At 64.6% G+C, this 20,662-nt stretch carries 18 protein-coding genes and 1 tRNA gene; 8 read left to right on the top strand and 11 right to left on the bottom strand.

The window, feature by feature from the left end; translation table 11 throughout:
* Positions 1-4 precede the first annotated feature (4 nt).
* A complete protein-coding gene (locus ABH924_RS10705; RefSeq protein WP_234752996.1) occupies positions 5-256 on the bottom strand; it encodes a cell division protein CrgA in 252 nt (83 codons plus the stop codon).
* 298 nt (positions 257-554) lie between these two features.
* Between ABH924_RS10705 and ABH924_RS10700 the strand changes: the two genes are divergently transcribed.
* A complete protein-coding gene (locus tag ABH924_RS10700; protein ID WP_234753039.1) occupies positions 555-1,283 on the top strand; it encodes a class E sortase in 729 nt (242 codons plus the stop codon).
* A 170-nt stretch (positions 1,284-1,453) separates the two neighbouring features.
* Positions 1,454-2,095, top strand: a complete 642-nt coding sequence (locus ABH924_RS10695; RefSeq protein ID WP_404498679.1) for an aminodeoxychorismate/anthranilate synthase component II — start codon at positions 1,454-1,456, stop codon at positions 2,093-2,095.
* On the opposite strand, the gene pknB is transcribed toward ABH924_RS10695, so the two are convergent.
* Genes pknB through ABH924_RS10660 form a run of 7 tightly spaced genes read right to left on the bottom strand, consistent with a single transcriptional unit; the run spans position 2,092 to position 11,633 of the window.
* Positions 2,092-4,062: a Stk1 family PASTA domain-containing Ser/Thr kinase gene (pknB, locus tag ABH924_RS10690; RefSeq protein ID WP_404498677.1), complete on the bottom strand. Its 1,971-nt coding sequence runs from the start codon at positions 4,060-4,062 to the stop codon at positions 2,092-2,094. The two genes, ABH924_RS10695 and pknB, sit on opposite strands and share 4 nt — an antisense overlap.
* Positions 4,063-4,068: 6 nt before the next feature.
* Positions 4,069-5,868 carry a protein kinase gene (locus ABH924_RS10685; RefSeq protein WP_404498675.1) on the bottom strand — a complete coding sequence of 600 codons (1,800 nt, stop codon included), beginning with the start codon at positions 5,866-5,868 and terminating at the stop codon, positions 4,069-4,071.
* On the bottom strand, positions 5,865-7,322 hold the full coding sequence (locus tag ABH924_RS10680; protein WP_404498673.1) for a penicillin-binding transpeptidase domain-containing protein: 1,458 nt from the start codon (positions 7,320-7,322) through the stop codon (positions 5,865-5,867). Before ABH924_RS10680 ends, ABH924_RS10685 begins: the two co-directional genes overlap by 4 nt.
* Positions 7,319-8,686, bottom strand: a complete 1,368-nt coding sequence (locus tag ABH924_RS10675; RefSeq protein WP_404498671.1) for an FtsW/RodA/SpoVE family cell cycle protein — start codon at positions 8,684-8,686, stop codon at positions 7,319-7,321. The genes ABH924_RS10680 and ABH924_RS10675 overlap by 4 nt, the downstream gene beginning before the upstream one ends.
* Positions 8,683-10,398 carry a PP2C family protein-serine/threonine phosphatase gene (locus ABH924_RS10670; protein ID WP_404498669.1) on the bottom strand — a complete coding sequence of 572 codons (1,716 nt, stop codon included), beginning with the start codon at positions 10,396-10,398 and terminating at the stop codon, positions 8,683-8,685. The genes ABH924_RS10675 and ABH924_RS10670 overlap by 4 nt, the downstream gene beginning before the upstream one ends.
* Positions 10,399-10,401: 3 nt before the next feature.
* Complete coding sequence (locus tag ABH924_RS10665; protein WP_234753040.1) at positions 10,402-10,884, bottom strand: FHA domain-containing protein; 483 nt, start codon at positions 10,882-10,884, stop codon at positions 10,402-10,404.
* 5 nt (positions 10,885-10,889) lie between these two features.
* The gene (locus ABH924_RS10660; protein ID WP_404498667.1) at positions 10,890-11,633 is read right to left on the bottom strand and encodes an FhaA domain-containing protein; all 744 of its coding nucleotides are present in this window, start codon (positions 11,631-11,633) and stop codon (positions 10,890-10,892) included.
* Positions 11,634-11,995: 362 nt separating this feature from the next.
* Here ABH924_RS10660 and ABH924_RS10655 point away from each other — a divergent pair.
* Positions 11,996-12,078, top strand: a tRNA-Leu gene (locus tag ABH924_RS10655).
* Between the two features lie 105 nt (positions 12,079-12,183).
* On the opposite strand, the gene ABH924_RS10650 is transcribed toward ABH924_RS10655, so the two are convergent.
* Complete coding sequence (locus tag ABH924_RS10650; protein ID WP_404498665.1) at positions 12,184-12,867, bottom strand: TetR/AcrR family transcriptional regulator; 684 nt, start codon at positions 12,865-12,867, stop codon at positions 12,184-12,186.
* A 139-nt stretch (positions 12,868-13,006) separates the two neighbouring features.
* On the opposite strand from ABH924_RS10650, the gene ABH924_RS10645 reads away from it, so the two are divergent.
* The 5 genes from ABH924_RS10645 (at position 13,007) to ABH924_RS10625 (ending at position 19,394) form a co-directional block, all read left to right on the top strand.
* A complete protein-coding gene (locus ABH924_RS10645; RefSeq protein WP_404498663.1) occupies positions 13,007-14,398 on the top strand; it encodes a flavin monoamine oxidase family protein in 1,392 nt (463 codons plus the stop codon).
* Between the two features lie 163 nt (positions 14,399-14,561).
* Positions 14,562-15,320, top strand: a complete 759-nt coding sequence (locus tag ABH924_RS10640; protein ID WP_404498661.1) for a LamB/YcsF family protein — start codon at positions 14,562-14,564, stop codon at positions 15,318-15,320.
* The gene (locus ABH924_RS10635) at positions 15,317-16,942 is read left to right on the top strand and encodes a 5-oxoprolinase/urea amidolyase family protein (RefSeq protein ID WP_404498659.1); all 1,626 of its coding nucleotides are present in this window, start codon (positions 15,317-15,319) and stop codon (positions 16,940-16,942) included. The genes ABH924_RS10640 and ABH924_RS10635 overlap by 4 nt, the downstream gene beginning before the upstream one ends.
* A complete protein-coding gene (locus ABH924_RS10630; protein ID WP_404498657.1) occupies positions 16,939-18,672 on the top strand; it encodes an acetyl/propionyl/methylcrotonyl-CoA carboxylase subunit alpha in 1,734 nt (577 codons plus the stop codon). Before ABH924_RS10635 ends, ABH924_RS10630 begins: the two co-directional genes overlap by 4 nt.
* Positions 18,673-18,707: 35 nt before the next feature.
* Positions 18,708-19,394: a GntR family transcriptional regulator gene (locus ABH924_RS10625; RefSeq protein WP_404498655.1), complete on the top strand. Its 687-nt coding sequence runs from the start codon at positions 18,708-18,710 to the stop codon at positions 19,392-19,394.
* 28 nt (positions 19,395-19,422) lie between these two features.
* Here the strand turns inward: ABH924_RS10625 and ABH924_RS10620 are convergent, their stop codons facing one another.
* Complete coding sequence (locus ABH924_RS10620) at positions 19,423-20,040, bottom strand: hypothetical protein (protein ID WP_404498653.1); 618 nt, start codon at positions 20,038-20,040, stop codon at positions 19,423-19,425.
* Positions 20,041-20,190: 150 nt separating this feature from the next.
* Positions 20,191-20,640: a DUF5997 family protein gene (locus ABH924_RS10615; protein ID WP_404498651.1), complete on the bottom strand. Its 450-nt coding sequence runs from the start codon at positions 20,638-20,640 to the stop codon at positions 20,191-20,193.
* Positions 20,641-20,662: the final 22 nt, after the last annotated feature.

The raw sequence follows: 20,662 nt of genomic DNA, 5'->3' as shown, positions 1-20,662 counted from the left end.
CCGCTCAGGAGCGCCAGCGGGTAGTCATAAGGAAGCCGATAATCGCGATGCCGAAGCCTGCCACGATGTTCCAGGACGCCCATGCGGGCACGGGTAGCTGGCCGCTCGTGATGTAGAACGTGATGATCCACAGCAGGCCGATGATCATGAGACCGAACATGACTGGCTTGTACCAGATGGGGTTCGGCTTGTACTGCTGTGCGGTGGCCGCTTCGGTGGGGCGGGCGGCCCTCTTGCGGGGCTTGGACTCGGGCACGGATCCTCCTTGGCCGGCTGAATGAAAGGCCACGCGCCAGCTTGATATCCTGCAGGAAGGAAAATTCCAGCGGTCAACGCGCGCGCGGCAATTCCGGGGTTCGTTCTAGCAGTCAAGTCTAGCCGGATTTCGGAGACTGCTCGTCGTCGGGCATCCGCGCCTGTAAAGAGGAGATCCAGTGGCGCAGCAGCAGACGCAGCAAGCCGCTGCCGTGCCGGACGACGGCACAGGAACCGGCGCGGAGGGTCCCCGCCGGCCGCGCTCAACGAGGCGCAAGGGGCGGCCCAGCACGGGCGACATAGTGCGCAAGGTCGTCCAGATCGTGGGCGAGCTGCTCCTCACCGCGGGACTCATCCTGTTGCTCTTCGTGGCCTGGGAGCTGTGGTGGACCAACGTCGAAGCCGATGCCAAGCAAAGCCAGGCCGTCCAGGGTTTTGCGAAGAGTTTTGCGGGACCCGTGGCGCCGGTTGCCCCTGCCAACCCTGCTGCACCGCCCGACTACGGGAAGCCCGTGGTTGCCGAGGCTCCCGAGCACGGCGGCATGATCGGCATCATGTACATTCCGCGGTTCGGCCCGGACTATTCGCGGCCCATCATCGAGGGAACCGGCTCAGACATTCTGGACACGCTGGGCCTCGGCCACTACGGGACCACCAGCATGCCCGGAGCCCCGGGCAACTTCGCCGTCGCGGGACACCGCCAGACCCATGGCGCAGTGCTGGACAACATCCATCTCCTGGTACCGGGCGACAAGATATATGTGCAGACCAAAGACGGTTACTACACGTACGTTTTCCGTAACAACCAGATCGTGCTGCCTTCGCGGACGGACGTCCTCCTTCCGGTCCCCACACAGCCCGGCGCGACGCCTACCGAAAGCTACCTGACCATGACCAGCTGCAATCCGCGCTTCGGTGCGGAAGAACGCATCATCGCGTACTCCTTGCTGGAAAGCTGGCAACCCGCCTCCGCCGGCCCACCGCAGGAGATCGCCAAGCAAGTCGCCCAGACGCGCGGGAAGGGTTAAGCCATGTACGGATGGATTTTTCGCCACCTTCCGGGACCCCTTTGGGTGCGTATCCTGACATCAGCGGCCCTCGTGGCATGCGCGCTTGTCCTGATGGTCCAGTTCCTCTTCCCCTGGATGTCACAGTTCACTACCTTCACCGACTCAACGATTGGTTCAGCACAGCAGCCATGAGCACAACAAAAATCCTCGTCGTGGACAACTACGACAGCTTCGTCTACACCCTGGTCGGCTACTTGCAGGAACTCGGTGCGGAAACCACAGTGGTCCGGAACGACGACGTCACCCTCGCCGAGGCGATCGAACTGGCGGACGCGCGCGACGGCGTGCTGATCTCCCCCGGCCCCGGCACCCCAGCCGAAGCCGGCGTCTGCATTGAGCTGATCAAGTGGTGCGGAGACAACAACAAGCCGATGTTCGGGGTCTGCCTCGGACACCAGGCGCTGGCCGAAGCCTACGGTGGGACTGTCACGCACGCACCAGAGCTGATGCACGGCAAGACATCACCTGTGCAGCATGACGGCAAGAGCGTTTTCGCCGGTCTGCCCTCGCCGGTGACGGCCACCCGCTACCACTCCCTGGCGGCTGTCCGGGAAAGCATTCCCGACGTTCTGGAAATCACGGCCGAAACCGCCAGCGGGGTTGTCATGGGCCTGCAGCACCGTACGGCTCCGCTGTGCGGCGTGCAGTTCCACCCGGAATCGGTGCTCACCGAAGGTGGCTACCTCATGCTCGGCAACTGGCTTGAATCACTCGGGATGTCCGGGGCGGCCGCCCGTGCAGCCACCCTGAGCCCCCTGATCCAGCGCTAGCCGCCTAATCCGCCCAAGCCTCCGCCGCCCTTGGTATCGCTCGGAGACGGCGTAGGCGTCGGAGTGGGACTCGGTGACGGGACGGGAGCCTTCGCGACAATCACGCTGATGGTCTTGCCCTGCTCCACGAGGGAATTGAAAGCATCGCCCTGGCTCGTCACCTTGCCTGGGGTTACTTGCGAATTCTCCTGTTCGGTGACCGCGATGGCCAGACCGTTCGTTTTGAGCAGCGCTTCGGCATCGGCCTCGCTCAAACCAACGAGTTGAGGCACGGATACCTTGCCCGTGGACACCACCAAGTCAACCGTGCTGCCCACCCCAACCACAGCCCCGGAAGCCGGTTTGGTGCTGATGACGGAGCCCGCGGGAACCGTCGCACTATTGGCCAAGGTACTTGACCCGCCTACGAGGCCGGCCTGACGCAGGAGGTCGCGGGCCGCGGCTTCGGTGAGGCCGCTCAGGCCTGCCGGGACAGTCGCCGAGAGCGGCCCGTCTGAAACGTTCAGCATGACTTGCGATTTCGGCGCCACTTGGGACCCCACGCCGGGGTCGGTGCTGATCACCGCCCCCTTGGGGACCTTGTCATCCGGGACATGGTGCGACTCCGGGCTGAGATTGGCGCCGTAAAGCGTCTGCAATGCCGTGGCCTCGCTCATACCGACGACCTGCGGTACCGCGATCAACGCGGGCGGAGCCGGCTTCTGGTTCACCGTGCTGTAGACCCAGAATCCGCCGCCGGCCAAGACCAGCAGCACCAAAATAACCACCACCGCGGTCCACGCACGACGGCGGGACTTCTGCCGGGCGGTCCGCTCGCGTTCAGGGGCGAAACCAAGCGGCATGGCGCCGTCGTGGTCTGCTTCAGGTTCCGGTTCGCCGGCCTGGAGGGCCAGCATGTCCTGGTCGCCGGCGGCCTGGCCGTTGCCCGATCCTAGGCTCAGAGTGCTGTCCAGGAATTCGGCGCCCGTCAGGCCGCGCACCAAGCCACGTTCGGGAATCTGCTGTGTCGACGGCACCACGTCCTGGACGTCCGTGGGCGTTCCGGAAGCAAGGGCCGGGACTGCGATGCCGTTCTTGGCCGCGCGCAAGGCACGCCGGAAGGCGGCCGCATCCTGGAAACGATCGGCGCGATTCTTCTGCAGGCCCTTGGCCAGGACACTGTCCAGTGCCTCCGAAACGGCCGGATTGAAGGTGCTGGCGGGCTCCGGGATCTCGCGGACGTGCTGGTAGGCCACCGAGACAGGGCTGTCGCCCGTGAACGGGGGGCGGGACGTCAGCATTTCAAACAGGAGGCAGGCCGCAGAGTACAGATCGCTGCGGGCATCCACGGTCTCGCCGAGGGCCTGCTCGGGCGACAGGTACTGGGCAGTACCAACGACGGCCTGCGTCTGGGTCATGGTTGCCGCGGAATCGGCCATCGCCCGGGCGATTCCGAAGTCCATGACCTTCACATCGTTTGACTCCCCGGTCACCATGACGTTGGCCGGCTTGATGTCGCGATGCACGATCCCGGCCTTGTGGCTGTACTCCAGCGCGGCAAGGACGCCAAGGATGAACTCGATGGCTTGATCGATGTCCAGTTCCTTGGCACGGATCAGGTCGCGGACAGTCCGGCCGGACACGTATTCCATCACGATGTAAGGGACGCGGACGTCCTCGCCCGGTCCACCGGACACCGTGTACTCGCCGGTGTCATAGATGGCAACGATCGAGGAATGGTTCAGGGCCGCCACCGCCTGTGCCTCGCGCTTGAAGCGGGCATGGAACTGCGGATCGCGGGCAAGATCGGCACGGAGCAGCTTCACCGCTACGGTTCGTCCGAGCACCGTGTCGATGCCCTTGTAGACATCGGCCATGCCGCCACGACCGAGCAATTCACCGAGTTCGTACCGCCCGTTGAGGACGCGCTGGGATGTCATTGGAGTGCTGTCCTCTCTGTGGGCGGGGGTGGAGCGTCCGGTTGGCATGGTGTCCTACGGGGTGGTCTTAGGAGAAGCAGACGGGTTCGTGGTCGACTTGGACAGGTGATAGGTCACGACAGACCCGGCGGGGATCTTCTGCCCGGCCGCAGGATCGGAACTGACGAATGTTCCCGGCGCCTGGCCCGTTGCTCCGTCAACGGGGGCTCCGGTTACCCAGCGCAGGCCCGCACCTTCGATGGCAGCCTGCACTTGTGATTCAGTGGCTCCCTTGCCGATGGTCGGCACTGTGACCATCTGCGGTCCCTTGGAGTAGCTCACGGTGATGGTCGATCCCTTGGCCACGGGGCCCGAAGGATTGATGTCGATGACAGTCCCGGGCGTGGATGGATCGAAGACCTGGACACCGCTGACCACGAGGCCGAGTGCATTGAGGTCCGAGCGCACCTTGTCGTACGGCTGTCCCTTGTACTGCTCCGGGATCAGGTTGATGGTCTCCGGGGTGGGCGTAGGGGTGGCCGAGGTCTCCGTGGGGCTCGGACTTGCCGAGGTTGGCGGCGCGCTCGAGACCTGGGACGGAGAAGTGCTGCTCGCCGGCGCTGGACTGCTGGGTGAGAACAGCCCGGACTGGGTCAGGATCGCCCCCACGACGGCGAGCAGCACGAGCACGATCAGCGCAATGAGCGGCCATCTCCACGGGCTGCGTTTCTTCCGCTGCGGCTCCTCCTGGTACTCCTCTTCTTCATGGATGTACTGGTTGTGCTCGTCGGCCTGATCCAAACTGCGTTCGGCGGCCAGGGCATTGGCACGGGACAGCGGATTTCCACCCTCGGCTGCGGCCCCTACAGCAGCGGCTCCCGCAGCGGCGGCGCCGATCACCGGGAGCGCCGACGTCGACGTCGACCGTGCTTCCCTGCCGTACGGCGAGGTGACAATGCCAGTGGGCGCGGTGGCAATGTCCGTAGGCGCAGTGATGGGGCCCGTGGTGGATTCGAACAGCAACATCCCTGGCACGGCCGCGTGTGCCGTCGCGATATCGCCGGCGCGGATCGCTTCCGCGGCTTCAGCCAGCTTGATGGCACTTGCAGGACGGTTCTTCGGATCCTTGGCCAGCATGGACATCAGCAGGGCGCGTATCGGGGTGGGCAGGGTTTCAGGCAGCGGCGGCGGGGCGTCGTTGACCTGGGCCAGCGCAATGGCGATCTGGGATTCACCGGAGAACGGACGATGCCCTGTAAGGCACTCGTAGCCGATAATCCCCAGGGAATATATGTCCGAGGCGCCTGTGGCCGTTTGTCCCGTGGCCTGCTCCGGAGCCAGGTACTGGGCCGTGCCCATGACCTGGCCGGTCTGCGTGAGCGGAACTTGGTCCGCGAGGCGGGCGATACCGAAGTCGGTGATCTTGACACGGAAGTCCGGCGTGATCAGGAGGTTGCCCGGTTTGATGTCCCGGTGCACCAGGCCCTGGGCATGCGCGGGGGCCAGCGCCCGGGCGGTCTGGGAAATGATGGACAGGGTGCGGTCCGGGGAAAGGACCTGCTCGTGTTCCAGGATGCTGCTCAGCGGCTGGCCCGGCACCAATTCCATGACCAGGTAGGCGGAGCCGTCTTCCTCTCCGTAGTCGAAGACGTTGGCGATTCCCACGTGATTAAGCAACGCGGTGTGGCGGGCTTCGGCGCGGAACCGCTGGAGGAACCCGGGGTCACCCGTGTATTCCTCTTTGAGTACCTTGATGGCGACGATCCGGCCAAGGATCTGGTCCTTGGCCCTCCAGACCTCTCCCATGCCGCCAATCGCAATGCGACTGGTCAGCTGGAACCTGCCGCCGAGGGTGATTCCTGACGTAGGCCTCATTTGTTCAACACCGCCTCAAAAATCTTCTTCGCGTTCGGACTGGTTAGCTTTGCGCCGGTAGACACATCAACGCCTTCCATGACAATGGTGACGGCTACCTGCGGGTCGTTGGCCGGGGCGAACCCGGTAAACCATGAGTTGTTCAAACCTGAATCGCCGAGTTGCGCCGTGCCGGTCTTGCCTGCCACCTGGACTCCCGGTACCGCGGCGCCGCTCGCAATGCCTTTGGAGACGACGTCGGTCATCCATTGTGTGATCTGGCTGGCGATATCAGGCGTGGTGGAAGTACGCAGTGCCTCGGCCTTGGGCTCGCTGATGACACGCAGGTCAGGTGCCCGCACAGTCTTGATGATGTTCGGCTTCATCTGGACGCCCTTATTGGCAATAGCGGCGGTCATCATGGCGATTTGCAGCGGAGTGGCCCTGACATCACGCTGCCCGACGGCGGACTGGGCCAGCGCTGCCTGGTCCAGATTCTTGGGGAAGATACTGACCGCGGACTGAAGCTTGAGCTGGTCCCCGAAATCCTGTCCGAAGCCAAACTTGCTGGCCTGGTCCGCGATGGCCTGCTGGCCCAGGTCCAGGGCGATGCTGGCGAAGGGCGTGTTGCACGACTGCTCCAAGGCAAAAGGGAAATCGGCAGTGTTGCGGGTTGAGCAGTTGCCGCCGGCATAGTTGGGCAGCGAGGCGCTCGAACCGGGCAAGGGCAGGCTGTCCGGGTTCGGCAAGACACTGTCCTTGTTGTACTTCCCGGAGCTCAAGGCAGCCGCGGTATCGACGAGCTTGAACACGGAACCGGGCGCCAACAGCTCGCCGGTGGGTCCGCTCACGGACTGGTTGAGGTTGATGCCGGGGACCTGGTTGATTTGGTCGTAACCGGCCTTTTCCTTGGCGGGATCATGCGTGGCGATCAGGTTGGGATTATAGGACGGCTTGGAGACCATCGCCATGATAGCGCCCGTCTTCGGGTTAGTGACGACAATCGAGCCACGCTGACCGTCAGGAATGAGGTCGTAGGCGAGCTTCTGGATCACGGGATCGAGGGTCAGTTCCACCGAGGCGCCCTTCGGCTGGCTGCCGAGGAAAATCTGGCTCACACGGTCCAGGAAGAGTTGGTCGGAGCTGCCGGCCAACTCATCCCGGAGCTGCTGCTCAAGCCCGGTGGATCCATAGGTCCTGGAGAAGTAGCCCGTGATCCCCGCATAGAGCTCCGGCTGGGCATAACTGCGCTGGTACTTGCAGGTTTCGTCTCCGGCAACGGATTCGGCAATTGGCTTGCCGCCCACGATGATGGCACCGCGGTCGTTGCAGTAGTTCGCCAGGACGGCGCGCTGGTTCCACGGATTGTCATTGAGGTCGCCGGCGCCGATGACCTGGACGTAGCTGATCGCGCCAAAGAGTAGGGCGAACATGGCAACTGCTGCCATCCACGAATTGCGTATGGAATGGTTCATGAGGTCTGCACCGCCTCTGTGGGGGCATGGGTAATGGGCGTAGTGTCCACCGGGCCGCGCGCGGTGTTCGAGATCATGAGCAGCAAGCCCACGATGATCCAGTTGGCAAGCAAGGAAGAACCGCCTGCCGCAAGGAACGGAGTGGTGAGCCCCGTCAACGGGATCAGCCGCGTGACGCCGCCGATCACCACGAAGCACTGCAACGCTATGGCAAAGGAAAGGCCACAAGCCAAGAGCTTGCCGAACGCGTCCCGCGCGCCAAGAGCCGCCCGGAACCCGCGGGTGAAAAGCAGCATGTAGAGCATCACGACGGCAAAGAGACCGATCAGTCCCAGTTCCTCACCGATGAGGGCTACGATCATGTCGCTGTTGGCGAACGGCACCAGATCCGGCCTGCCTTGTCCGAGCCCTGTGCCTCCGAGGCCGCCGTCGGCCATGCCGAAGAGGCCCTGGACGATCTGTCCGCTGCCGCCCGGGGACCGGTCGAAGACTTCCGGGGTGAAGGCGTTCCACCAACTGTCCAGGCGGAATGCGACGTGCGAGAAGAACCTGGACGCCAGGAATCCGCCACCAAGGATCAGTATGACGCCGATGACCACCCAGCTGATTCGGCTTGTTGCGACGTAAATGATCACGATGAACAAGCCGAAGAAAAGGATCGAGGTGCCAAGGTCCCGCTGGAACACGAGGATGCCGATGCTCACGAGCCAAGCGGTGATCATGGGGCCAAGATCCTTGAAGCGCGGCAATTGCATGGGGCCGATTTTGCGGCCGGCAAGCAGGATGAGGTCCCGGTTGGAGGAAAGATAACCTGCGAAGAATATAGCCAGGGTGATCTTGGCGATTTCCCCTGGCTGGAAAGTCATGGGACCGATCCGGATCCAGACGCTGGCACCTAGCACCTCGCCGGCGGAGATACCGGGAACGATCGGCAGTACAAGGAGGACTGCGCTGGCCGCCAGCGAGATAAAAGTGAAGCGGCGAAGGAGGCGGTGGTCCTTGAGGAACCAGATCACGACAATTGAGACGGCCATGGCCAGGAGGGTCCAGCGCAACTGGTTATTACCCGTATCCTCGCCTGGCTGGTCCATGCGATGGATGAGGGCCAGTCCCAAGCCGTTGAGGGCAACGACGATCGGAAGGATGATCGGATCGGCATATTTTGCGCGGAACCTGAGGATCATGTGGAAAGCGAATGCCGCCACGATCAAGAGACTCGACTGGAACCAGAAATCGCCGTCGAAAGCGGCCGGACTATTGAGCCCGACCATGGCGCTGGCGCCGATTCCCACGGCAAGGGCAAGGACCAGCAGGACGAGCTCGACGTTCCGGCGCGGCTTGGGTGTGGTTATGGCCAGAATCATGGGGACACCGCGCACGTAGGGACCGCCGTTGACGTGGGTGACGATGTTGGCGGGTTCGAAGGGCTCGGGCTTGCCGTGGGGGTGGGGCTTGCCGTCGGCTTGGCTGAGCCTGTGGGGCAATTTGCCGGCAGCCCGGTGGTGCCGTTCTCCTGCAGGCTTTTCACGATCTGCTGGGCATCGGCGAGATCCCGTGCCGGAACGGTCTGGCGAAGGGTTTGTTGCGTGTATTGAGGCAAAGAGTCCATGCGGATGTTCGTCGTGGCCTCTACCTTCGAGAGCTGGAACGGGCCAAGGCTCTGGGAAATGCCGTTGAAAATTGCGACGTGCTGGTCGAACTCACCGACGTAGTAGCGTGTCTGGGTCCACGCATAGCCGAGCCACAGCCCGGCAACCACGAAAATGGCCAGGACGGCAGCAATGGCCGGCGTCAACCAGCGCCGCTTCCGCGCGACAAGCGGTTGTGTATCCTGGCGGTCCTGTTCAGCCTTGTGGGTCAGCACCGTGGCAGCCCGGCGCGCAACGCTGCGTCCGGCTATGGTCGGGATCGAACCCGTATCGGCCGCGGTCGCGGCCGCACCGACCAGTTCGTGCGGACGGCTTGCGAGCTCTTCGCGAAGGATCTCCGCCGACAAGTGCTCGCCAAGGTGCGGGTCCGTCGCCGTCGGAGGCTCAGTAGTCGCGGCGGGTTTTCCAGGACCCGCCGCTGCGGGCTCGGTGGCGGCAGTGGGTCTTGCCGCGGCGGCGGAAGGCCCGGCGTCGGACGGTGTTTCCGGCCGCGTGACCCGGCCCGCTGTGGGGCCGTTGGATCCGGACTCTTTGGCCGGGGCGTTCGCATCGCTGCCGTGATCGTCCGTGCCCGGCGCGGCCGTTCCCGCCTCGGCCGCTTTCGGCAGCGCTGGCGCTTCCTGGACGACGTCGACGGCGGCCGTGCTGAGGTTGTCGCCGGTATCTTCGACGATTTCCAACAGCACCACGGTGACGTTATCCGGAGCGCCGTTGGCGAGCGTGAGCTCAACGAGGAGCTCTGCGCATTCGGCAAGGTCCTTGGTTTCGCGGACTACTTGCTCAACGACCGCCCCTTGGACGTAGTTCAGGCCATCGGAGCAGAGGAGCCAGCGTTCGCCCAGTTCGACGTCGAGCTCGTCCAGGTCCAGTTCGGGGCTGGCGTCCACGTCGCCCAGAACGCGCATGAGGACGTTCTTGTGCGGATGGGTTTCGGCTTCTTCCGGGCGCAGCCGGCCTTCATCGATCAGCCTCTGGACGAAAGTGTGGTCCACGCTGATTTGCTCGAATTTGCCATTGCGCAGGCGGTAGGCGCGGGAATCGCCGATGTGCGCGAAGTGCAGCCGCCTGCCTTCGAGCAGCAGGGCCGTGACCGTGGTGCCCATGCCTGCGAGCTTCGGGTCTACGTGGACGAGCTCGGAGAGGAGGGAATTGGCGGTCTGGATTTCGTCTGCCAGGACTGTTTCCGCGCCGTCCGGGTAGGAATCGTGATCGAGGTGGATCATGTCCAGCACGGTGGAGGCTGAGGCGACGTCCCCGCCCGCGTGCCCGCCCATGCCGTCCGCGACGACGGCAAGGTGCCGGCCGGCATACGCGGAGTCGTCGTTCTTCGAGCGGACACGCCCGACGTCGGACCGCGCCGCGTAACGCATGATGAGGGGGAGTTCCGGAGGCAGGGCCTTGCCCTCGGAAGCCTGGGGGGAAGCCATGGGCTACGCCCTCAATTCGATGACCGTCTTGCCGATCCTCACGGGGACACCAAGCTCCACCGGCAGGGCGCGGGTCAACTGCTGATCGGCGAGGTAGGTGCCGTTGGTGGAGCCAAGATCTTCGATGAACCATCGGCTGCCCTGGGGGAACAAGCGCGCGTGCCTGCCTGAAGCATAATCATCCTCGAGGACCAACGTGGCCTCTTGTGCGCGGCCCAGCAGAATGGGGCTCGCGGCCAAAGGAAGCGTGGTCCCCTTGAGCGGTCCTTCGACGACGACGAGCTGGTGCGCCTGCTGCTTCACGGGCTGGGGTGGCGCGGGGGCGAGTTCCGGATGCTTGCGTACTTCGCGCGCCGTCGGAGTTCCCATGGCTGCTTTGCGACCGACCACCAGATCGCGACGCATGGTCGAGACGATGCTGAAGATCAGTATCCACAGCAACAGCAGGAAGCCAAAGCGGAGCGCGGTGATGGTCAGTTCGCTGATGTCGCTCACGGGCGCCCACCAGAGGGCTGGGGGAGAAGTCTGAAGATGATCTTGGTCCGTCCCATGGTGATGGTGGATCCGTCAGTAAGTTCCACACTGCCGTCCACTTTGTGGCCGTTGACGTAGCTTCCGTTAGTGGAACCGAGGTCGACGGCGCGGATGACTCCGTCCGCCGTCTGGATTTCCAAGTGCTTGCGAGAGACGCCGGTATCGTCCACCAGGATGTCGGCCTCGGATGACCTGCCCAGCACGATGGAAGGCGCGTTGAGGGAATAGCGTTGTCCGCCAATGTCCAGGACTGGCTGGAGCCGTGTGGGCTCGCGGCTCGGTGCGGCGGGGACAACGGGCCGAGGAGCCGCAGGCGCGGCAGCCCCGTCGGATTTCTCCGTGCGGGACGTGATTTCGAAATGGCCTTCGCGCTGGGCATCGTCGTGACGGAAGGAGATCCGTACCGGACCCTGCAGGATATAACCCTGGCTGCGCACGTGCTGGATGACGACGTCGCACAATTCTTCGGCCAGGGGAGTTCCCCAGTCTTGGGCGCGCGCGAAGTCTTCATCGCTCAAGAGCACATCGAAGACGTTGGGTGCCAAGGTACGGCCGGCCGAAATAGTGATGGACTTGTTGTCCAGTTCACGGCGAAGCTTACTGGCTATCTCCACCGGCTCCACCCGTGCCCGCGACCCTGTAGAGAAGACGCCGCGGACGGCCTTTTCGATGCCACGCTCAACCCTGTCAAGCAAGCCCATGGTCCTTCTCCTTCCGTTTCGTTGACCCTGCAGTATCAGTAGCCAAGACGAATCCCCGCAGTGGCTGGAGCGCACGCGAGAAGCCTGTCTTCAACCCCGATACTACTGGGCAAGACTGTGAATGGCCTTATTCCACAACGGCTGGAACGCCGGAAAAGTTCGCCGGCCTGCATCATTTCGGGACGCTTCTCGCGTGATTTCCGCATCATACGGGGGACCGGCAATCCATGGCGCCCCGGGGTTTTACGGCCCCGTCCTTGGTCGATTGGTGTTTTCAACAGGTTGTCCGTTATGCTTGATCTCGCTGCTTTCGCAGGGGTGAGGCCGGGGGAACCTGGTACGGTCCGGGCGAAAGAAGTTGCGCGCGAGTGGCGGAACGGCAGACGCGCTGGCTTCAGGTGCCAGTATCCGAAAGGGTGTGGGGGTTCAAATCCCCCCTCGCGCACGCAATTCAAGGAACCCCGGTCTCTGACCGGGGTTCCTTTGTTTAACACCCAACTAGCTCGCATTTGTTGTCGCTATGACGGCTCATAACGACAACAAATGCGAGTCAGTTGGGCTGGGTCCGGAGCGCCCCGAGCCCGGTGATCAGTGCATCCAAGCCCATGCTGAACGCGAGATCGGACGGGTAGTTGTTCCGTTCGGGTCCCAGGCTGCGGACCGCCGAAGTAAAGTGCGGCGTGGAGTCGGCCAGGCGGCCGGAATCGAAAATGTCCGCCGGCGCGTTCGCGTCGAAAGCGGCGCCGAAAATGTAGGCCTCGAGGGCCACGATGCTCGGGATGATCTGCTTCTCGGGGAAACCCGCACGGAGGAATCCCTCCGTGACGGCTTCGTACATGGCGAGCGTCTGTGGGGCGTCCGTCACGGGAAGGACCGCGATCACCGAGATCAGCGGGGTGTGCCTTGCGAAGATGCCGCGGTAGGAATATGCCCATTGCCGGACGGCCTCCTCCCAGGGGAGCTTGCTGAAACCGCCGAAGTCGACCTTGGACATCAGATCCTCTTCCACGAGCTTGAGGACTTCATCCTTGGAGGACACGTGGTTGTAAAGGGCCGACGGCGCCACACCCAGGGAGCGCGCGAGTGCGGCCATCGTGAGCCCGTCGTAGCCCTTCTTGCTGATCAATTCCAGCGCCGCTGCAGTGATGCCGTCCTGGTCCAGGACCGCCGCCATTGGCCGGCCTGCCCTGCGACGCGCTTTAGTCTCGCCGGGAGCGGGGGTGGGTTCAGGCATCGCTGACCTTTCTGGAGGCTGTGTCAAAGCATTATTCCATTCGGGTCTTCACAGCCGGGGCCAAGACAGCTACAGTTGAGATAAATGAACGTCATTCATTTATTGGTCAGCCAACGGGGCCGGCCACAGAAAGGACATCATGTTGAATCTTGATCGCGACGTCGTAATTGTCGGTGCTGGTCCGTCGGGGTTGACGGCCGCCCGCGAATTGAAGAAGGCCGGACTCAGCGTTGCCGTGCTCGAAGCACGCGACCGCGTCGGTGGGCGCACGTGGACCGACACGATTGACGGAGCCATGCTGGAAATCGGCGGACAGTGGGTGTCGCCCGACCAGACCGCCCTCATGGGGCTACTCGATGAACTCGGCCTCAAGATGTACTCCCGCTACCGCGCCGGAGAATCTGTGTACTTGGCGCCGGACGGCAGCCGTACCCGCTATACCGGGGCTTCCTTCCCGGTGAGCGAAACCACCGCTTCCGAAATGGACAAGCTCACTGCCATCCTGGACGGCCTCGCCGCCGAGATCGGCCCGGAGGAGCCCTGGGCCCACCCCAAGTCCCGCGAACTGGACACCATCTCCTTCCACCACTGGCTGCGCCAGAATTCCACGGACGAGGAGGCCTGCAACAACATCGGGCTCTTCATCGCAGGCGGCATGCTGACCAAGCCGGCCCATGCTTTCTCCGCGCTGCAAGCGGTGCTGATGGCAGCTTCGGCAGGCTCCTTCTCCAACCTGACGGACGAAGACTTCATCCTGGACAAGCGGGTTATCGGCGGCATGCAGCAGGTCTCCCTGTTGATCGCCGCGGAACTGGGTGACGACGTCGTGCTTAACAGCCCGGTCCGAACCATCAATTGGGAGCCGGCCGGCGAAGGCCATCGCGTCACCGTTGAATCCGAGCGTGCAACAGTCAATGCACGATTCGTGATCATGGCTGTCCCGCCGAACCTGTACTCCCGCGTGTCCTTCAATCCGCCGCTGCCGCGCCGCCAGCACCAGATGCACCAGCACCAGTCCCTGGGCTTGGTCATCAAGGTCCACGCTGTCTACAGCACGCCGTTCTGGCGCGAAGACGGACTGTCCGGCACTGGCTTCGGCGCCGACGCCCTGGTCCAGGAGGTCTACGACAACACCAACCACGGAGACACCCGCGGGACCCTGGTGGGCTTCATCTCGGACGAGAAGGCAGACGCCGTCTTCGAGCTCAGCGCCGAGGACCGCAAGAAGAAGGTCCTTGAGTCCATCGCGAGCTTCCTGGGCGAAAAGGCCCTGGATGCCGAGGTCTACTACGAATCCGACTGGGGTTCCGAGGAATGGACCCGTGGCGCATACGCGTCCAGCTACGACCTGGGTGGTCTGCACCGCTACGGCAAGGACCAGCACGCCAACGTAGGACCCATCTACTGGTCCTCCTCCGATTTGGCTGCGGAAGGCTACCAGCACGTGGACGGAGCAGTCCGGATGGGCCAGGCAACGGCCGCCCGGATCGTCACCGCCAACAACCGCGTCGCTGCGGTACCGGTGGCCTAGAAAAGGTACTAATCCACACGTGAGGTCTCGGCTCTTTCACTCGGCGAAAGAGCCGAGACCTCACTTTTGGAATCCGGGCGGCTGGTCCCACCAGCAGGATTGTTGAACAATCTTGGCGCTTCAGGCATGATGGTGAGGTATTCAACCTGAGACGGGGATCACAATGCCTTCTATTGACCTCAACAGCGACGTCGGAGAATCGTTCGGCAACTGGACCATGGGCGACGACGCTGCCGTCTTCCGCTACGCGTCGAGTGCCAATGTCGCCTGCGGATTCCACGCCGGAGATCCCAGCACCATCGCCGGCACGTGCCGCGAAGCCGTCGCCGCAGGAGTGACCATTGGTGCCCACGTGGGTTATCGGGACCTCGCGGGATTCGGCCGCCGCTTCTTGGACTGCTCCGCAACAGAACTGGCCGACGACGTTCTCTACCAACTCGGCGCGCTCCAGGCGTTGGCCCACGCGGCCGGCTCCGAGATCAAGTACGTCAAGCCGCACGGCGCCCTTTACAACACGATCGTCCACCACGAGGTTCACGCCCAGGCAGTGGTCGACGCCGTCCATGCCTTCAGTCCCGGACTCCCGCTCCTTCTCCTGCCGGGCTCCGTCGCGCTCGCCAAAGCCGAGGCGAAGGGGCTCCGCGGAGTAGTCGAGGCGTTCGCCGACCGGGCCTACAACGCGGACGGCACCCTCGTATCGCGCCGCGAAGAAGGCGCTGTGCTGCACGATCACGCTGCCATCACCGAGAACATGGTCCGCCTTGCAACCGAGGGCAAAATCGTGGCCCGCGACGGTTCCGTCCTGAACGTCCACGCCGAAAGCATCTGCGTCCACGGAGACACTCCCGGCGCCGTGGCCATGGCAGCCGCCGTCCGCGCGGGGCTCGAAGCCGCCGGCGTCACCGTACGGAGCTTCGCGTGAGCCTCACGGGAATACGCTGGGCAGGCCCGCGTGCGCTGCTGGTGGAACTTTCCGACCTCCCTTCCGTGCTCGCGTTTCATTCCCGTCTCTTGGCCGAGCCCCTGCCCGGCCAGCTCGATGCGGTCGCCGCGGCAGCCACCGTACTGCTTAAGTTCGGCACGCACGCCGAGGCACTCGCGGCTCGCACCGCCGTCGGGCATGTTGACCTGGGTGCCGTGCCACGCGACGTTTCCCGCGACGTCACCATCGAAGTGGTGTACGACGGCGAGGACCTCACCGAGGTGGGCATGCTCACCGGTCTGGGCCGGGACGGCGTCGTGGCCGCCCACACTGGACAGCTCTGGACCGCGGCTTTCGGCGGCTTCGCCCCGGGCTTCACGTATTTGCTCGGCGAGAACCACAGCCTCGACGTTCCGCGCCGCAGCTCGCCACGCACCGCCGTTCCGGCCGGTTCCGTCGCGCTCGGCGGGACGTTCTCCGCCGTCTACCCGCGGCAATCCCCGGGTGGTTGGCAACTGATCGGACGCACGACTGCGGTCCTCTGGGATCTTGAGCGGGAGTCACCGGCGCTGGTTCGACCGGGAGACAAGGTCCGGTATGTGGCCGTCCGCGAGGCCGTTGCCCTGACGTCAGCACTGCCCGCGGCCCGCGAAGTCACCGGTCCCGGCCTGGTGGTGGACTCACCCGGACTGCAATCGCTGGTCCAGGACCTTGGGCGACCCGGACTGGGGGATCTGGGAGTGTCGGCCGCGGGCGCCGTGGACCAGCAATCGGCCCGCCAGGCAAACCGTTTGGTGGGCAACCAACCCGGTGCCGCGGTTGTGGAAACGGTGCTGGGCGGACTCTCGGTTCAGGCCGTCGGCGACCAGGTGCTCGCTCTCGCCGGAGCGGTGGTCCCCTTGGAAATCCGCGATGCATCGGGGGCTCCAGCCCGCCGTGCCGCGATGTGCGCGCCCTTCGCTCTCCTCGACGGTGAAACCCTCAGCCTGGGGGAACCGACGCTCGGAGCCCGAAGCTACCTTGCCGTCCGCGGCGGGATTGATGTGCATCCGGTGCTCGGCAGCCGCTCGAGCGACTCGATGTCCGGAATCGGTCCCGCACCGTTGTCCGCGGGGACCCGCCTCCCCGTGGGAAAGGCGCCGCTGTTCCGGATGGTCGGCGCTCCCGAGGAATCCACGCTGCGGCTAGGAGTGGCGTCCGCGGAACTCCGCATCACCTTGGGCCCGCGGGACGACTGGTTCGTCGCAGGAGCCCTGGATGCGCTCACGGGGGAGGAATGGGTCACTACCGAGCAGTCCAACAGGATTGGTGTACGGCTCAGGCCTGGAAGCGACCGTGCACTCGAACGAAACCCCGACCGCGGCGCCGGCGAGCTCCCCAGCGAAGGTGCCGTTGCTGGCGCACTCCAAGTGCCACCCAGCGGACACCCCGTCCTTTTCCTGGCCGACCACCCGGTGACGGGCGGGTATCCGGTGATTGCCGTCGTCGTACCCGAAGACCTGCCGACCGCGGCGCAATTGCCGCCCGGCCACCGCGTGCGGTTCACGATCGTGGACCCCGCAACCCTTGAACCCCTTGAACCTGCCGCTACCGGCGCTGTCCCCGAAGGAACCAAGCCATGAAAAAAGTCCTGATCGCCAACCGCGGCGAGGTCGCCGTGCGCATTGCCCGCGCCTGCTCCGATGAGGGCCTGGAGTCTGTTGCCGTGTACTCGGACCCCGACGCCGATTCCCTCCACGTGCGGTTTGCCGACGAGGCCTACGCACTGGGCGGTTCCACCGGCGCCGAGACGTATCTGGACATCGCGAAGCTAATCGACGTCGCCCGCCGCGCCGGTGCCGACGCCGTACATCCCGGATACGGGTTCCTGTCCGAGAACGCCGACTTCGCGCAGGCCGTGATCGACGCGGGCCTCACATGGATCGGACCCGCGCCACAGTCCATACGGGAGCTGGGCAATAAGGTGACGGCTCGCGAGATCGCCGTCCGCGCCGGGGCTCCGCTCGTTCCGGGCAGCGATGGGCCTGTGGCAAACGCCGCTGAAGTACTTGCCTTCGCCTTGGAATACGGCATGCCCGTGGCAATCAAGGCTGCTTTCGGCGGGGGAGGCCGCGGGCTCAAGATTGCGCGGCGCCTGGAGGACATCGAGGACGCGTTCGAATCGGCCGTGCGTGAATCCAAGGCGGCCTTCGGACGCGACGAATGCTTCGTGGAACGCTTCCTGGACCAGCCACGGCACGTCGAGGCCCAGATCCTGGCGGATATGCACGGCAACCTTGTGGTCCTCGGAACCCGCGATTGCTCCCTGCAGCGTCGCAACCAGAAGCTCGTGGAAGAGGCCCCCGCACCCTTCCTGAGCCCTGAACAGCGCACCCTCATCCACGAATCGGCCAAGGCTATTTGCCGCGAGGCCGGATACTACGGTGCCGGAACCGTCGAATACCTCGTGGCTGTAGACGGCACCATCTCCTTCCTGGAGGTCAACACACGGCTGCAGGTGGAGCATCCCGTCACCGAAGAAACCTCCGGGGTGGACCTGGTCCGCGAACAATTCCGGATTGCCGCAGGCGGCACCCTCTCCCTCACGGAAGACCCTGAGCCCAACGGACACGCCTTCGAGTTCCGCCTCAACGCCGAGGATCCCGCGCGCGGCTTCCTGCCGGGCCCTGGCATGGTGGACGTCTTCGAAGCGCCCACGGGTCCAGGTATCCGCGTGGACTCGGGGGTTCGCTCGGGCTCAGTGGTTCCCGGAGAATACGACTCCCTCCTGGCCAAGCTGATCGTCCGGGGCGAGGACCGGCAGCAGGCCCTGCGCCGCGCAAGGGTTGCCCTGGACGAGATGCAGATCAAGGGTTTGCCCACCGTTCTGCCCTTCCACCGGGCCGTGGTCCGCCACGAGGCTTTCACCTCGGAGGACAAGCTCGGCGTGTACACCACGTGGATCGAGACTGAGTTCGCCGAAGAGCTGGCCGCGTCTCCGGAGATCGCCCGCGTGGCCCCCGGCTCCGAACGCAGCACGTTCACGGTGGAGCTGGATGGCAAGGCAGTACAACTTGGCCTCCCCCTTCGCTTGTTCGAGGCGCTGATGAGCGGAGGCGGCGGTTCGGAGGCTGCTGTTTCGGCTCGGGTAGTGGCCGACGACGCCGGGCTGGCCTCGCCGATGTCCGGCTCGCTGGTGAAGTGGCTCGTTGAGGACGGTGCCGTCGTGGAAGTTGGACAGCCCGTGGCCGTACTGGAGGCCATGAAGATGGAAACCACCGTCCCTGCCCACCGTTCCGGCACCCTGGCGCGTGGTCCGCACGGGCCGGGCACCGCCGTCGGGCGCGGAGACGTGCTCGCGAGCATCGGCTGAGGTCCGCGGGTATCGCCGTTCGGTAGATTTGGGGCATGCCCATGAACGCTGCGCTTCAAGGAATCGCCGACGCCGGCCACGCCACCCACGCCCACACTGGAGCGTGGGTTGCCGCCCAGCTTCGCCAGCGCATCTCCGATGGCCTGTTGCCGCCAGGCACGAAGCTCTCCGAGCAGGCCTTGTCCGAGGCGCTTGGCGTTTCCAGGAACACCCTGCGGGAGGCGTTCACCGTGCTTGCGGGGGAATCCGTGGTCCAGCGCATCCCCAACCGCGGCGTGTTCGTGGCCGCCCCCGGAGCCGACGACGTCCGCGAAATCTACCGGGTGCGCCGCCTGATCGAGCCGGCGGCCGTGTTGTGGGGCGATGTCCCGGCCGGAGCCCTCGACGCCATGGACGTCATCGTCGACAAAGCCAGGGCTGCCCTCGCCGAGGGATCGGTGGCCGGCATGGCGGACGCCAACCAGGAGCTGCACAAGGCGTTGGTGTCGTTGTCCGGAAGCGCCTCCCTGGACGCATTGATGGAGAAAGTGCTGGCCGAGATGCGATTGGTCTTCCACGCGATGGCCACGACCCCCGACTTCCACGGACATTACGTGGAACGCAACGCCGCTTTGGTCGCCCAGATCCGTACCGGACAGCGCGAAGAGGCTGCAGCCGAGTTGCGCCGCTACCTCGACGGTGCCGAACACGAACTCCTGGTGCACATCGGGGCAATTCCGTAGGGCGTGGGCATGCAGGGGTATGATCCAGCTACGGAGCAGAAATGCCCGCCGCGGCTTCGGCTTCGGCCATCGCAGCACCCAACTGCTCGACGGCGCGGGCGTAGTCCGTCCCCGCGGTGACGCGGCAGCGCTGTGCTTCCTGCAGAGCGCGGACCAAGGCGGCGGTTTGCGGAACGTTGACGTCGCTCATGCCGGGGAAGTCGATGCCCTTGGCGGGATCCAGCTCATACCTTTGCCAGCGAGCCAGGAGGGCGTCGTGACGGGCTGCAGCTTCCGTGAAACCGCTGCGGTTTTGACGCCTCTGCTCCAGTTTCCGGCCGACGACAAATGCGGCAACGGCGGCACCTATGCCGAGGAACAGCATCAAGAGCCCGACGGCGGGCGAGGCCAACGCGGGGATGACGACTGCCGGGACAATCACGACGAGTCCGGCGAAGATGTTCCAGAAGATGGCGTCCGGCTCTTTGACGAGGTCCCGGTCGCGGTGCCCGAGGGGCCCCTGCAAGGCGAGGTGGCCGCCGTCGGGGGCTCCGTGGATGACCCCTTTGCGGACAGCGTTGACCGTAAAGGCCACCGCGCACATGAGCAAAATCGCCCACAGCCCGATCTCCCAGACCGTCAGCTGGATTCCAGTTGTGGCGGGCAATCGGACCACCTCCACGCGAATGCGCACCGCTTTGAATTCAGTATGCGCCGAGGAAGACCTGGAGGCGAGGGCCCGATTTGGGCGTAAGAGCAGGAAGGCAGGTCACCCCGACCGGGGTGACCTGCCTTCCTGCGGAAGTCCGGTTGCTGCTTAAGCGTGGTCCCGCTTGGATGCCTTGGGCGCGTCCCGCTTGGCAGTGGCGTTGGTCTTGGCTTCCTTCGTAGCTTCCTTCTTGACAGCTTCTTCCTTGATGCGCTTTGCCTCGGAGCGTACGGCCGCGTGCGTGGCGCGCTCGACGACGAGCCACTGCGGGGGAGCTGCCAGCAGTTCGGTGATTTCCGCCGTCGTCAGGGGCTCGGTGATTCCGCCGCGGGCGAGGCCGCTGATGGAGATATTCAGCTTCTGTGCCACCACGGGACGCGGGTGCGGACCCGACCGGCGGAGTTCGGCGAGCCACTCCGGGGCATTGGCCTGGAGCTCGGCGAAATCGGCGCGGGTGATTTCCGAATCCTGGAACTCCTGGGGTGTTGCAGGCAGGTAGATGCCAAGTTTCTTGGCAACGGTGGCCGGCTTCATGGACTGGGAGTTTGCAGAGGTCATGGTTCAAGGGTATCCGCCACCG

It is taken from the genome of Arthrobacter sp. GAS37, assembly GCF_044908325.1.
Classification (GTDB): domain Bacteria; phylum Actinomycetota; class Actinomycetes; order Actinomycetales; family Micrococcaceae; genus Arthrobacter; species Arthrobacter ramosus.
This window is presented reverse-complemented; position numbering and strand designations above follow the sequence as displayed.

What these genes read in the sequence shown, in the direction of transcription:
- ABH924_RS10695 (WP_404498679.1), top strand. Translation starts at nt 1,454, where the DNA reads ATGAGCACAACAAAAATCCTCGTCGTGGACAACTACGACAGCTTCGTC.
- pknB (WP_404498677.1), bottom strand. Translation starts at nt 4,062, where the DNA reads ATGCCAACCGGACGCTCCACCCCCGCCCACAGAGAGGACAGCACTCCA.
- ABH924_RS10685 (WP_404498675.1), bottom strand. Translation starts at nt 5,868, where the DNA reads ATGAGGCCTACGTCAGGAATCACCCTCGGCGGCAGGTTCCAGCTGACC.
- ABH924_RS10680 (WP_404498673.1), bottom strand. Translation starts at nt 7,322, where the DNA reads ATGAACCATTCCATACGCAATTCGTGGATGGCAGCAGTTGCCATGTTC.
- ABH924_RS10675 (WP_404498671.1), bottom strand. Translation starts at nt 8,686, where the DNA reads ATGATTCTGGCCATAACCACACCCAAGCCGCGCCGGAACGTCGAGCTC.
- ABH924_RS10670 (WP_404498669.1), bottom strand. Translation starts at nt 10,398, where the DNA reads ATGGCTTCCCCCCAGGCTTCCGAGGGCAAGGCCCTGCCTCCGGAACTC.
- ABH924_RS10660 (WP_404498667.1), bottom strand. Translation starts at nt 11,633, where the DNA reads ATGGGCTTGCTTGACAGGGTTGAGCGTGGCATCGAAAAGGCCGTCCGC.
- ABH924_RS10650 (WP_404498665.1), bottom strand. Translation starts at nt 12,867, where the DNA reads ATGCCTGAACCCACCCCCGCTCCCGGCGAGACTAAAGCGCGTCGCAGG.
- ABH924_RS10645 (WP_404498663.1), top strand. Translation starts at nt 13,007, where the DNA reads ATGTTGAATCTTGATCGCGACGTCGTAATTGTCGGTGCTGGTCCGTCG.
- ABH924_RS10640 (WP_404498661.1), top strand. Translation starts at nt 14,562, where the DNA reads ATGCCTTCTATTGACCTCAACAGCGACGTCGGAGAATCGTTCGGCAAC.
- ABH924_RS10630 (WP_404498657.1), top strand. Translation starts at nt 16,939, where the DNA reads ATGAAAAAAGTCCTGATCGCCAACCGCGGCGAGGTCGCCGTGCGCATT.
- ABH924_RS10625 (WP_404498655.1), top strand. Translation starts at nt 18,708, where the DNA reads ATGCCCATGAACGCTGCGCTTCAAGGAATCGCCGACGCCGGCCACGCC.
- ABH924_RS10615 (WP_404498651.1), bottom strand. Translation starts at nt 20,640, where the DNA reads ATGACCTCTGCAAACTCCCAGTCCATGAAGCCGGCCACCGTTGCCAAG.